At 63.5% G+C, this 12644-nt stretch carries 11 protein-coding genes and 1 tRNA gene; 10 read left to right on the top strand and 2 right to left on the bottom strand.

What is annotated here, in order from left to right; genetic code table 11:
* Nucleotides 1-12 precede the first annotated feature (12 nt).
* From nuoN to CK221_RS25740, 9 genes are all read left to right on the top strand, one after another.
* Nucleotides 13-1449 (top strand): NADH-quinone oxidoreductase subunit NuoN, encoded by a 1437-nt coding sequence (gene nuoN, locus CK221_RS25780; protein WP_095779755.1) that lies wholly within the window; start codon nt 13-15, stop codon nt 1447-1449.
* Between the two features lie 4 nt (nt 1450-1453).
* Nucleotides 1454-2275 carry a biotin--[acetyl-CoA-carboxylase] ligase gene (locus CK221_RS25775; protein WP_095779754.1) on the top strand — a complete coding sequence of 274 codons (822 nt, stop codon included), beginning with the start codon at nt 1454-1456 and terminating at the stop codon, nt 2273-2275.
* A 49-nt stretch (nt 2276-2324) separates the two neighbouring features.
* Nucleotides 2325-3995: a ribonuclease J gene (locus tag CK221_RS25770; RefSeq protein WP_095779753.1), complete on the top strand. Its 1671-nt coding sequence runs from the start codon at nt 2325-2327 to the stop codon at nt 3993-3995.
* Between the two features lie 93 nt (nt 3996-4088).
* A complete protein-coding gene (gene mce / locus CK221_RS25765; protein ID WP_067001242.1) occupies nt 4089-4493 on the top strand; it encodes a methylmalonyl-CoA epimerase in 405 nt (134 codons plus the stop codon).
* The gene (locus CK221_RS25760) at nt 4490-4774 is read left to right on the top strand and encodes a DUF1467 family protein (protein ID WP_095779752.1); all 285 of its coding nucleotides are present in this window, start codon (nt 4490-4492) and stop codon (nt 4772-4774) included. The genes mce and CK221_RS25760 overlap by 4 nt, the downstream gene beginning before the upstream one ends.
* 577 nt (nt 4775-5351) lie before the next feature.
* Entirely contained in the window at nt 5352-6677 is a 1326-nt protein-coding gene (gene proS / locus CK221_RS25755; RefSeq protein WP_095779791.1) for a proline--tRNA ligase, read from the top strand.
* The gene (locus tag CK221_RS25750; RefSeq protein WP_067001237.1) at nt 6677-7960 is read left to right on the top strand and encodes a lipoprotein-releasing ABC transporter permease subunit; all 1284 of its coding nucleotides are present in this window, start codon (nt 6677-6679) and stop codon (nt 7958-7960) included. The genes proS and CK221_RS25750 overlap by 1 nt, the downstream gene beginning before the upstream one ends.
* Nucleotides 7957-8640: an ABC transporter ATP-binding protein gene (locus CK221_RS25745; protein ID WP_179295205.1), complete on the top strand. Its 684-nt coding sequence runs from the start codon at nt 7957-7959 to the stop codon at nt 8638-8640. The genes CK221_RS25750 and CK221_RS25745 overlap by 4 nt, the downstream gene beginning before the upstream one ends.
* Before the next feature lie 497 nt (nt 8641-9137).
* Entirely contained in the window at nt 9138-10388 is a 1251-nt protein-coding gene (locus CK221_RS25740) for an SRPBCC family protein (protein WP_067001231.1), read from the top strand.
* A gap of 10 nt (nt 10389-10398) precedes the next feature.
* On the opposite strand, the gene lipB is transcribed toward CK221_RS25740, so the two are convergent.
* On the bottom strand, nt 10399-11142 hold the full coding sequence (lipB, locus tag CK221_RS25735; protein WP_095779750.1) for a lipoyl(octanoyl) transferase LipB: 744 nt from the start codon (nt 11140-11142) through the stop codon (nt 10399-10401).
* A 240-nt stretch (nt 11143-11382) separates the two neighbouring features.
* Between lipB and CK221_RS25730 the strand changes: the two genes are divergently transcribed.
* A tRNA-Leu gene (locus tag CK221_RS25730) sits at nt 11383-11467 on the top strand.
* A 22-nt stretch (nt 11468-11489) separates the two neighbouring features.
* Here the strand turns inward: CK221_RS25730 and CK221_RS25725 are convergent.
* Nucleotides 11490-12554, bottom strand: coding sequence for a tyrosine-type recombinase/integrase (locus tag CK221_RS25725; protein WP_095779749.1), 1065 nt, complete (start codon nt 12552-12554; stop codon nt 11490-11492).
* Between the last annotated feature and the right edge of the window lie 90 nt (nt 12555-12644).

The raw sequence follows: 12644 nt of genomic DNA, 5'->3' as shown, positions 1-12644 counted from the left end.
CGGGGAAATACCATGACGCCGGACCTTCTCTCCAGCCTTTCGCTCTCGACGCCTGAACTGATCCTCGCCATCGGCGCACTGGCGCTTCTGATGGTGGGCGCCTATTCGCGCTCCAACAACACGATGACGGTGACCGGGCTCGCGGTCGCGGTGCTTGTGATCGCCGGCCTGTGGCTGGCTTTCTCCGACGGCGAGGGGTCTGCCTATGGCAGCGCTTTCGTCCAGGACTCCTTCGGCCGCTTCATGAAAATGCTGGCGCTGATCGGCTCTGCCGTCACGCTCGTCATGTCGATGCGGTTTGCCAGGCAGGAGCATTTCGACAAGTTCGAATATCCGGTGCTGATCGTGCTGTGCACGCTCGGCATGATGCTGATGATCTCGGCCAACGGCATGATCGGCCTTTATCTCGGGCTCGAGCTGCAGTCGCTGGCGATCTACGTGCTGGCGGCGATCAACCGTGACAATGTCCGCTCGACCGAGGCCGGCCTCAAATATTTCGTTCTCGGCGCGCTGTCGTCGGGCATGCTGCTCTACGGCATCTCGCTGGTCTACGGTTATACCGGCAACACCGGCTTCCACGAGATCGCGACGGCGCTGGGCAGCGGCGAACGCCAGCTCGGCCTTGTCTTCGGCCTGGTCTTCGTGCTCGCCGGCCTCGCTTTCAAGATCTCGGCGGTGCCGTTCCACATGTGGACGCCGGACGTCTATGAGGGCGCGCCGACGCCGATCACCGCCTTCCTGGCCGCCGCGCCGAAGATGGCGGCGATGGCGCTGATCGTGCGCGTCACCATGGGGGCCTTCAAGCCGATCGCCGCCGACTGGCAGCAGATCGTCGTCTTCATCTCGATCGCCTCGATGGCGCTTGGCGCCTTCGCCGCGATCGGCCAGACCAACATCAAACGGCTGATGGCCTATTCCTCGATCGGCCATATGGGCTACGCGCTGGTCGGCCTTGCCGCGAACAGCCAGGCCGGCGTGCGCGGCGTGGCGATCTACATGCTGATCTATCTGGTGATGACGCTCGGCACCTTCGCCTTCATCCTCGCCATGCGGCGCAAGGAGGGCAATGTCGAGCAGATCGGCGATCTGGCGGGCCTCGCCTCGACCAATCCCATCATGGCCACCATCCTCACCATCCTGATGTTCTCGCTGGCCGGCATTCCGCCGCTCGCCGGCTTCTGGGGGAAATGGTACGTGTTCCTCGCCGCCATCAACGCGCATCTCTATGCCCTGGCGATCATCGGCGTGCTGGCTTCGGTGGTGGGTGCCTACTATTACTTGCGCATCATCAAGATCATGTGGTTCGACGAGCCTGTCGGCGGCTTTGTGCCGATGGCCAGCGAATTGCGCCTCGTGCTCGGCGTCAGCGGCGCCTTCGTGCTGTTCTATGTGCTGATCGGCGGGCCGATCGGCAGCTATGCCGAAGCCGCCGCCAAGACCTTCTTCTGACGGGATGGCATTTCGGCTGGCTCCAACCGCGGCGTCGGAGGGGTTCCGGCTCGAGGCCCATGACAGCGTCGGCTCGACCAACGCGCTGGCGCTTGAGCATGCACGCGCGGGCGATCCGGGAAAACTCTGGGTCGTCTCGAAGAGGCAGGAAAGCGGACGCGGTCGGCGCGGCCGCGCCTGGGCGACGCCTGAAGGCAATCTGGCGGCGACGCTGCTTCTGGTTCCGAATGGCGAGTTGCGGCTCGCCGCGACGCTTGGCTTCGTCGCTGGGCTTGCATTGGCCGACGCGCTCGATGCCGTCGTCCCGCAAGGGCGGATCGCCGTTGGCCTGGACGGAGCCAGCGAAGGACGCAACCGCTTCGAGCTGAAATGGCCGAACGACGTGCTCGCCACCGGCGCCAAACTTGCCGGCATCCTGCTGGAATCGACCCTGCTCGAAGGCGGCCGTTTCGCGGTTGCCGTCGGCATCGGCGTCAACGTCGTGGCATACCCCGAGGATCTGCCTTATCCGGCGACGTCGCTGCAGGCACTTGGCGCCAATTGCGATGCCGAGATGCTGTTCCTGGCGCTCTCGGATGCCTGGAGCGAGAATTTCAGATTGTGGGATGACGGGCGGGGACTTAGCGCGATTAGGAAACGCTGGTTGGCTCGCGCCGCGGGGCTCGGCGGCGAGGTTGCTGTCAGAATTGACGGCAATGTGGTGCGCGGCGTCTTCGAAACCATTGACGAGGACTGCCGTTTCGTGATCCGCGACGATGACGGAACTGTTTTGACGATCGCGGCCGGCGACGTGCATTTCGGCGCGGTCGCGTCGGCCCGTCTTTGACGACTTGATTTGATTGGCTTGGCCTGACTGGCCAGGAAGGAAAGGATTTATGGCGAATACTGAGAACGCCGAACTCGTCTTCGCGCCGCTCGGCGGCGTCGGCGAGATCGGCATGAACTTCGCCCTCTATGGATACGGGCCCGCGGACGCGCGCGAATGGATCGTAGTCGATGTCGGAGTCACATTTCCGGACAGCGCGCATCCGGGCGTCGATCTGATCCTGCCCGACACACGCTTCATCGAGGAGAACCTCGACGGCTTGCGCGGCGTGGTCATAACGCATGCGCATGAGGACCATTACGGCGCGCTGCTCGATATCTGGCCGAAGCTCAAAGTGCCGGTCTGGATGACGCCGTTCACCGCCGGCCTGCTGGAGGCCAAACGGCAGGGCGAGCAGAACGCGCCAAAAATCCCGGCAATGATCTACAGGGCCGGCGAGACGTTCACTGTCGGGCCGTTCGAGATCGAAGCCATCCCGGTTGCGCATTCCATTCCCGAACCGATGTCGCTGGCGATCTCCACGCCCGCCGGCACGGTAATCCACACCGGCGACTGGAAGATCGATCCGGCGCCGACGATCGGCCCCAAGACGGACGAGGCGCGCTTCCGCGCTTACGGCGACAAGGGCGTGCTGGCGCTGATCTGCGATTCCACCAATGCGCTGAGGGAAGGGGAGTCGCCGTCGGAAGTGGCGGTCGGCGAGGGCCTGAAAGGCGTCATCGAAAACGCCAAGGGCCGCGTCGCGGTCACCACCTTTTCCTCCAATGTCGGGCGCATCGTTTCGATCGCCAAGGCTGCGCGGGATGCAGGCCGGCAGTGCCTTGTGCTCGGCCGCTCGCTGAAGCGCGTGATCGATGTCGCGACCGAACTCGGCTACATGGACGGCCTGCCGGAATTCATTGCCGAGGAGGATTACGGCTATATCCCGCGCGAGAATCTGGTGGTCATCTGCACCGGCAGCCAGGGCGAGCCGCTGGCCGCACTTGCGAAGCTTTCGCGCGACGAGATGAAGTCGGTGGCGCTGACGGCCGGCGACACGGTGGTGTTTTCGTCGCGCACCATTCCCGGCAACGAGAAGGCGATCCTGGAAATCAAGAACCGGCTGATCGACCTCGGCATGAAGATCATCGAGGACGGCGACGCGCTGGTGCATGTCTCCGGCCATCCGCGCCGCAGCGAGTTGCGCAAGATGTATGAATGGGTGCGGCCGCAGATCGGCGTGCCGGTGCACGGCGAGGCGGCGCATCTGGTGGCGCAGGGCTCGCTGATGTCGATGTCGGGCATCGGCCAGGTGGCGCAGGTGCGCGACGGCGATATGTTGAGGCTCTGGCCCGGTCCGGCCACGATCATCGACCAGGTGCCGTTCGGCCGCCTCTACAAGGATGGATACTTGATCGGCACCGATCAGGCGATGGGCATACGCGACCGGCGCAAGCTGTCCTATGCCGGACATGTTGCGGTCAACGTCGTGCTCGACGAGAAATACGAGCTAGCCGGCGATCCCGATCTGGTGGCGATCGGCGTCGCCGAGGCCGATGCCAGCGGCGAGACGCTAGAGGACCTGATGCTCGATGCGGCAATCGGCGCGGTGGACTCGATCCCCCGCCAGCGCAGAAAAGACCTCGACCTTGTGCAGGAGGCCGTGCGCCGCGCCGTCCGCGGCGCCGCCAACGAAGCCTGGGGCAAGAAGCCGCTGGTGACGGTGTTTGTCACTAGATAAGGGAGTAGGGGAGTACGGGAATAAGGGAGTAGGGAAGAGCAAATAGCTCGGAGTCTTTCCTACCCCCCTACTCCCCTAACTTTCGGAGCGCTTATGCTCGGACGCCTAAATCATGTCGCGCTTGCCGTGCCGAACCTGGCTGCGGCGACAGCTGCGTATCGCGATACGCTGGGCGCTCAGCTGAGCGAGCCGCAGGCGCTGCCGGAACATGGCGTCACGGTTGTGTTCGTCGATGTCGGCAACACCAAGATCGAGCTGCTGGAGCCGCTGGGCGACGCTTCACCGATCGCAGCCTTCCTCGCGAAGAACCCGTCGGGCGGCATGCATCATGTCTGCTACGAGGTCGACGATATCCTCGCCGCGCGCGACCAGCTCAAAGCAAGCGGCGCGCGTGTGCTCGGCGACGGCAATCCGAAGATCGGCGCGCATGGCAAGCCTGTGCTGTTCCTGCATCCCAAGGATTTTTTCGGCACGCTGGTGGAATTGGAGCAGGCATGAACTGGGTTTCCTTTGTCGCACTGTTCTTCGTCACCTGGTGGCTGGTGCTGTTTGCGGTGCTGCCGTTCAGCCTGCGCACCCAGGATGAGGACAAGGACGTGACGCTCGGCACGGTCTCGAGCGCGCCGAAGGGACCGCACATGCTGCGCGCGGCGATCCGCACGACAATCGTCACCGCGATCGTGATCGGCATTTTCTACGGCCTGACAAGGGGGCTCGGCTTCGGCTTCGATGACATTCCGCACATCGTGCCGGACTTTACTCATACTGCCGGCCGCTAGCGCCCTGCACTGTTTCCGCAAGTATTGATCAGCCCGCGCCCGTGCTGGTTGAAATTGGAAGCCGGCTTCCGATTTCAAGGGCTGGCGCAGCATAATGCTGTTTGGCAGGTCGTGGTGCTAAGCAGATGATTGCACAAAAAAAATGCAAGGCACGAGGCCTTGCAATTTAAACGCGTCCGATCTGTTTCCGGTGTCCGGCGGCAGCGAGTAACCGCGCCTAGATCGCATCCTCCCAAGACTTTGACCGCGTAGGAGAGCAGATTTTTCTCCGCCCTCTCGGTTATCGGCGCACACTAGACCAAGGCAGGTGAAAATGTCACGAAGAATTTTGCCCCCAAATAGGCAATATCGTGCTGCACTGCACAATAGTGGGGCAGGGCTTGCTTGTGAATCGATCAAAAGGCCAGATGCGGCACTTTGGTGGCCAAAACGGGCCCTTTTGATCATCCGCAGAACGCCGCAACACTTTGGAGCGCTCGGGTTTCCATTCGGTCATGAAATGGCTATGAAGCCCGGGCAAGCAGCCTCGGTTGCGCCGATTCCCCGCGCCGCCATTTTTTCATTCACGGACCAGTCCATGCGTTTGTCGCGCTACTTCCTGCCCATTCTGAAAGAAAACCCCCGTGAGGCCGAAATTGTCTCGCATCGGCTGATGCTGCGCGCCGGCATGATCCGCCAGCAGGGGCAGGGCAGCTTCTCCTGGCTGCCGCTCGGCAAGCGCGTGCTGGACAAGGTCTGCCAGATCATCCGCGAGGAGCAGAACCGAGCCGGCGCGCTGGAAATCCTGATGCCCACGATCCAGTCGGCGGATCTGTGGCGCGAGAGCGGCCGTTACAATGACTACGGCAAGGAGATGCTGCGCATCAAGGACCGGCAGGACCGCGACATGCTCTATGGTCCGACCAATGAGGAAATGGTCACCGAGATCTTCCGCGCCTACGTCAAGTCCTACAAGGACCTGCCGCTCAACCTCTATCACATCCAGTGGAAGTTCCGCGACGAGGTGCGCCCCCGCTTCGGCGTGATGCGCTCGCGCGAGTTCCTGATGAAGGACGCTTACTCCTTCGATCTCGATTTTGAAGGCGCCAGAGCCGCCTATAACCGCATGTTCGTCTCATACTTGAGGACGTTCACGCGCATGGGCCTGCAGGCCATTCCGATGCGCGCCGATACCGGCCCGATCGGCGGCGACCTCAGCCACGAGTTCATCATCCTGGCCGAGACCGGCGAGAGCCAGGTGTTCTGCGACCGCGCCTATCTGTCGCTCGACGTGCCCGGCGCGGATACGAACTTCTCCAACGATGCCGAGATCGGCGGCATCGTGACGAAATGGACGACTCCTTACGCCGCCACCGACGAGATGCATGACGAAGCGGCATGGGAGAAGGTGCCCGAAGGCGAGAGGCTCTCGGCGCGCGGCATCGAGGTCGGCCATATCTTCCATTTCGGCGAGAAGTATTCCAAGCCGATGAACGCGAAGGTCACCGGTCCCGATGGCAAGGACCATTATGCTTCGGGCGGCTCGTACGGCATCGGCCCGTCGCGGCTGGTCGCGGCAATCATCGAGGCGAGCCATGATGATAACGGCATCATTTGGCCGGAAGCGGTCGCGCCGTTCGATATCGGTCTGATCAACATGAAGGTCGGCGATGCCGAATGCGACCGCGTCTGCGACGAGCTCTACGCAGCGCTGACCTCGGCCGGCAAGGACGTGCTTTATGACGACACCGACCAGCGGCCGGGCGGCAAGTTCGCAACCGCCGACCTGATCGGCCTGCCCTGGCAGGTGATCGTCGGACCGCGCGGGGTGGCTAGCGGCGAGGTCGAGATCAAGCACCGCCGGAGCGGCGAGCGCGAGACGCTGCCGATTGCGGAGGCCCAGAAACGCCTGGGTATCGCCTGATGGGCGAGGCGGCTGCAGCTCGATCGCCGGCAGGCGCCTTTTCAGGCTTCGAGCGCATGGTGGCGTGGCGCTACCTGCGTTCGCGGCGCAAGGAGACGGTGATCTCGGTCATCGCCTCGATCTCGTTCCTCGGCATCATGCTGGGCGTCGCCACGCTGATCGTCGTCATGGCGGTGATGAACGGTTTTCGCGCCGAGCTGCTCACCCGCATCCTCGGCGTCAACGGCCATCTGATCGTGCAGCCGCTCGATTCGCCGCTGGAGGACTATGCGCAGGTGGCGAGCCGCATCAACGGCGTTGCCGGCGTCAAATACGCTATCCCGCTGATTGACGGGCAGGTGCTGGCGCAAGGCAATGTCGGCGGCGGCACCGGCGCGCTGGTGCGCGGCATTCGCGCCGAGGATCTCAACAAGATCTCGATTGTGTCCAGCAACATCAAGCAGGGCACGCTCGACGGTTTCGACACCGGCGATGGCGTGGCGATCGGCAAGCGCATGGCCGAGAATCTCGGGCTGGTGCTCGGCGACACCATCACGCTGATCTCACCCGAAGGCGACGTTACCCCGCTTGGCACCACGCCGCGCATGAAGGGCTACAAGGTGGCGGCGATCTTCGAGGTCGGCATGTCGGAATATGACAGCTCGATCGTCTACATGCCGTTTTCGGAAGCCCAGCTCTATTTCAACATGGACGGACGGGCGCAGACCATCGAGATCTATGTCGACAATCCGGACAATGTGGATGCGCTGAAGCCGTTGGTCGAGCAGGCGGCGCAGCGGCCGGTCGACCTCGTCGACTGGCGCCAGCGCAACGAGACCTTTTTCTCGGCGCTGCAGGTCGAGCGCAACGTCATGTTCATGATTCTCACGCTGATCGTGCTGGTGGCGGCGCTCAACATCATCTCCGGCCTCATCATGCTGGTGAAGGACAAGGGCCACGACATCGCGATCCTGCGCACCATGGGCGCGTCGCGCGGCGCGATCCTGCGCATTTTCCTGATGACCGGGGCTGCGATCGGGGTCACCGGCACCATCGCCGGCGTGCTGCTCGGCGTCGTCATCTGCCTCAACATCGAATCGATCCGCCAGTTCTTCTCCTGGATGACCGGCAGGATCCTGTTCAATCCCGAGCTCTATTTCCTCAGCCAGTTGCCTGCGAAAATGGACCCGCGCGAGACCACCTATGTCGTCATCATGGCGCTCACCCTGTCTTTCCTGGCCACGGTGTTTCCGGCCTGGCGGGCAGCCCGGCTCGATCCGGTCGAAGCCTTGAGGTACGAGTGATGGCCGAAGCCATTATCGAGCTGAAGGGCGTCGAGCGGCACTATGTCCAGGGGCCGCGCAAGCTGACCATTCTGAACGGCGCCGACTTCTCGCTCAGGCGTGGCGAGATGGTGGCGCTGGTGGCGCCGTCGGGCACCGGCAAGTCGACGCTGCTGCATACGGCGGGGCTGCTCGAGCGGCCGGACGCCGGCGACGTGATCCTCAGCGGCCGCGCCTGCGGCCGGCTGTCGGATGACGAGCGCACGGCTATCCGCCGCAACGATGTCGGCTTCGTCTACCAGTTTCATCATCTGCTGCCGGAGTTCTCCGCGCTCGAAAACATCATGATGCCGCAGCTGATCAAGGGGCTCGGCCGCAAGGAGGCATCCGAGCGGGCGGCGCAGCTTCTCGACTACATGCAGATCGGCAAGCGGGCGCAGCACCGGCCGGCCGAGCTATCCGGCGGCGAGCAGCAGCGCGTGGCGATCGCGCGCGCGGTCGCCAACGCGCCGCTGGTGCTGCTGGCCGACGAACCTACCGGCAATCTCGACCCGGCCACCGCCTCTTACGTGTTCGATGCGCTGGAGGCGCTGGTCAGGCAGTCGGGGCTGGCGGCGCTGATCGCCACTCACAATCACGATCTCGCCGGGCGCATGGACCGGCGGGTGACGCTGGCAGAGGGCAAAGTGGTGCCGCTTTAAGGCAAGCCGATATTAGGCTGGGGCCCGGCCTGTCGACCGCAGTTTCTGCGAGTACAGTACCGCCGTCTCCGGTTCTCGGAACTTACTATCCTCGGCTCGGCCTGATCTCGACTTGCCCTCCGCGCGCTCAAAAAGGGCCTATCGTCTCGTCAACCTTTCCTTAACCGTGCGCAAACGGATCGCCTGAATTCGCCAGCATGCCTCTCGGCTGATCGTTGACATTCGAACAAAATTAGAACAAATTGCGAACATATTAACAACAGGAGAGAGTTATGGCCGATCTGGTTCAGGATGTCGTCTCGCTGGTCTGCATGAGCACCTTTCTCATTTCCATGGCGATCTGGATTGGCGCCATGTGAGCAGGCGGCTGGCGGCCGCCTCCCTGGGCGAACGAAGGGTCCGCTCTCGGTTTGGGACGGGCAGGAGCCCGCCCGTTGTTAAGCTTTTCTTGGCCGCACCCCCGCTAGCTTGGCTCGCAAAGACAGGGAGCAAGAGCAGTGTCGGTCATCGCCACGGTCACACTCGTGGCCGGAAATCTCGGACTGATCTTTCTCTTGATGACGGTGCCGCTCGGGCTGCGCACGGTTACGGTCAGCCGCGTGATCGAGGCTGACCGGAATCGCCTCTGGCAGGCGCTGTGGCCGTTCGGCAGCGACGCCGGCTGGTCCGGTGAAATCCTCTCTGCCGAACCCATGGACGGCGAGGGGACGACGTCGATCAAGCTGTCATGGGAAGGGCGCGACGGGCGGCCGATCGAACGCAAGGCGCGGTTCGACGATGTGGTGGAAGGCAGCCGTTTCTCGATGCGCGTCGTTGAGGACACGGCTCTCGATCCCTCGTTCTGGGCCGACTATCGCGAAACCACCGCGCTCGCGCCCGAAGGCGATGCGACGCGCGTTACGCTCACGCAAACCGACCGCTATCGCGGCGTCGCCTTCCTGATCTTCCGCTACTTCGCCATGCGCCGCGAGCTCGCCAAGTTGCAGGTCTGGGCGAGAACCGGAACGTATCGCAGGGGCGGCTGGTTCGAGCATCCGGTGAGCCAGATAGGCTTTGCCGTGCTTTCGGCCTTCATCCTGTGGCCGTTCTTCGGCCTCAACCTCGGGGGACTGGCGCTGGCTGTCATCCTAACTTCGGTGGTGGCGCTGCACGAGCTTGGCCACATGGCGGCATTCCGCCTGACGGGGCATCGCCGGGTGCGCATGATCTTCATTCCGTTGCTCGGCGGTATCGCCATGGGCGGCAGGCCCTATGACAGCCGCTTCGAGGTCGCCTTCGTGGCGCTGATGGGTGCGGGCTTCTCCGCTTTCCTGGTGCCTTTGCTGATCGCCGCCAGCGGCCTTGCCGGCAGCGAAGGGCATCGTCTCGCGGCAGTGCTGCTGGCGACGCTTGCGGGCTGCGCGTCGCTGTTCAACATCGCCAATCTGGTGCCGGTGTGGAAGTTCGACGGCGGCCAAGTGCTGCGCCAGATCTGCCCGGGCCCGATCGCGCTGGCGCTTGCCTCCTTCCTGCTGCTGTTCGCCTTGCTGGCGCTCGGCTGGCGCGCCGGCTTCTCGCCAAGCTTCCTGCTCGTCGCCGGCACGGTGTTCTCGGTCCTCAGCCTGCTCACGGTCGGCAGCGGCGTGAAACCGCGCCACGAGCTGAAGCCGATCCGCGCCTTCGACCGCCTGGCCATGGCCGGCGCGCTGCTCGCGGTCTTCGCCATCCACGGCTATGGCGTGCTCTGGGCCTCAGCGCGGCTGATGTAGCCGCGCCGGATTACCCTGCCCTTCGGGCCAGGTCGGCGACCGGGGCCGCGGCAGGCCCGAACACGTCCTCGAAGGCGGATTTCAGCGCGAGATCGAGATCGGCCATGGTGACCGGAAGGCCGAGATCGACGAGGCTGGTCACGCCATGGTCCGAAACGCCGCAGGGCACGATGCCGCCGAAGTGGGAAAGCTCCGGCTCGACATTGATGGCAATGCCGTGAAAGCTTACCCAGCGCCTGAGCCTGATGCCGATGGCGGCGATCTTGTCCTCGGTGGGGCTGCCGTCAGGCAGGGCAGGGCGATCCGGCCGCACCACCCAGACGCCGACGCGATCCTCGCGGCGCTCGCCGCGCACGTTGAAGGCGGCAAGCGTGCCGATGATCCACTCTTCGAGCGCGGCGACGAAGGCGCGGACATCCTCGCGCCGGCGCTTCAAGTCGAGCATGACATAGGCGACGCGCTGGCCGGGGCCGTGATAGGTGTATTCGCCGCCGCGTCCCGCGGCAAAGACCGGAAAGCGGTCAGGGTCGATGAGGTCCTCGATACGGGCGCTGGTGCCGGCGGTGTAGAGCGGCGGATGCTCAACCAGCCAGACCATCTCGCCGGCAGCGCCATTGCGGATGGCCTCGGCGCGCGATTCCATGAAGGCGAGCGCGTCGGGATAAGACGTCAGGCCGGGCTCGATGACCCACTCGACCGGCGCCGAACCGGGAAGGGGCAGGAACGACGTGGCGATCTGGCTGCGTTCTGTCATGGAACTTTCTCGATGCTCCCCTCATATGGCGGCAATTGGCTGAAACGTCCAGTTTCGCCCGGCCCGTGGCGAGGCTGTGGAGCATTGCGCCAGGAGCTTTGTCTGAGCATGTCGTTCTCCCAAAAACCGCCACGCACTTTTGGGCGACATGCATTAGCGAATATTCCGCACGGCACCCTTGTTTCGCCGGAAACGATTTGCTACAGGCCCCGGGCCGGACGGTTCCGGCTCCTACCACGTGCGGTCGTGGCGGAATTGGTAGACGCGCAGCGTTGAGGTCGCTGTGGGGCAACCCGTGGAAGTTCGAGTCTTCTCGACCGCACCATTCGATTTCTTGGTCATTGAAATCATTGCGAATTTTCCCCGTTTTCCCGTACCGGACTGGGTAGGTGCGGGCGTTGGGCGTTCTCGATCTTTTCCGAAGCCGCCATAGCCAGGCGTTTCCGATCGGCCGTTTTCGTATAGAGCGAGGCCATAGTTCCACCGGTCCAACCGAACAAAGCTTCGAGCTCTCGCATGGTTGCGCCGGCCTCGGCCGCTCGGGTGGCGCCAATTTTACGCACGCCATGAGCTGATTTTTTCACCCCTGCTTCATTGCAGGCGACACGGAACATGTTGCCGAAGCTTTCTTTGGTGAGCGGTTTGCCGTTCTCCCCGACGATGAAGGCAAGGTCTCCGGTTGGGCCTTGGGCCAGAGTGGCGGCCAGTTCCGGTAGGATCCGGATATGGACCTCGGTCCCGGTCTTCTCGGTCCGCAAGGTGGCGACGCCATTACGGACGTGCTGCTTGCCGATCGTGACGGCATCACCGCGGCGGAGACCGGTGTAGAGCAGGACGTGGAGCCATACTCGCTCCTTGGTTCCGGCCGGCCACTTCTCCTCGTAGGCGATCACGTCGTCCTCGGTCCAGGCAGCGAAACCTTCGCCCTTGGGTCGCAGAGGATTCTTTACGCCAGCGGTCGGATCGACCGAGACGAGCTCGGCCTCAAGTGCCCAGCGGAACAGTCCACGCATGGCGTCCAGGAAGTTTCTTGCCTGTGCAGGCGTCGACGCGCGGTCTTCCCGGCCGTCGACGATCTTCTTTCGGGTGACGGCCTTGTAGGGCACATCACCGGCTTTATCGATGATGCCCTTGAAGATGTTGTCGCGCTGCTTCTTGGTGGCCTCCGAGAGGCCCCTGTAAGCGCTGCCGTCGCGGTAGCGATGGATCAGCCACTTAAGGCTCCCGACACCTGCCACGGCCTTCCTGGGCGGCGGTGAGCCAGCCAAGGCGGCTTGATATTCGATCTCGAACTCGGGCGAGCCAAGTAGGGGCAGACGAGTCCGGGGGCCTTTGCCCTTCCTGAAATAAAACACGAGCGTTCCATGGCGGCTTCGTTCGCGTGTCACGAAGGGAGGCAGCTTGCGGGGCATGTGCTCGCTCAAAGACGGAAATCTATTGGTTCGGCAGGAGTCACGGCCGACTTAGGGGCGTGGCACTTGGGAATGAGGCGGTAGGTCGTA

Source organism: Mesorhizobium sp. WSM3868 (assembly GCF_002294785.1).
Lineage (GTDB): Bacteria > Pseudomonadota > Alphaproteobacteria > Rhizobiales > Rhizobiaceae > Mesorhizobium.
The sequence above is the reverse complement of the archived record's forward strand: the minus strand, read 5'-3'. Positions and strand labels throughout refer to the sequence as shown.

Coding starts and splice junctions, on each gene's coding strand:
- CK221_RS25775 (WP_095779754.1), top strand. CDS start 1,454: ATGGCATTTCGGCTGGCTCCAACCGCGGCGTCGGAGGGGTTCCGGCTC.
- CK221_RS25750 (WP_067001237.1), top strand. CDS start 6,677: ATGGGCGAGGCGGCTGCAGCTCGATCGCCGGCAGGCGCCTTTTCAGGC.
- lipB (WP_095779750.1), bottom strand. CDS start 11,142: ATGACAGAACGCAGCCAGATCGCCACGTCGTTCCTGCCCCTTCCCGGT.
- nuoN (WP_095779755.1), top strand. CDS start 13: ATGACGCCGGACCTTCTCTCCAGCCTTTCGCTCTCGACGCCTGAACTG.
- CK221_RS25770 (WP_095779753.1), top strand. CDS start 2,325: ATGGCGAATACTGAGAACGCCGAACTCGTCTTCGCGCCGCTCGGCGGC.
- CK221_RS25760 (WP_095779752.1), top strand. CDS start 4,490: ATGAACTGGGTTTCCTTTGTCGCACTGTTCTTCGTCACCTGGTGGCTG.
- proS (WP_095779791.1), top strand. CDS start 5,352: ATGCGTTTGTCGCGCTACTTCCTGCCCATTCTGAAAGAAAACCCCCGT.
- CK221_RS25725 (WP_095779749.1), bottom strand. CDS start 12,554: ATGCCCCGCAAGCTGCCTCCCTTCGTGACACGCGAACGAAGCCGCCAT.
- mce (WP_067001242.1), top strand. CDS start 4,089: ATGCTCGGACGCCTAAATCATGTCGCGCTTGCCGTGCCGAACCTGGCT.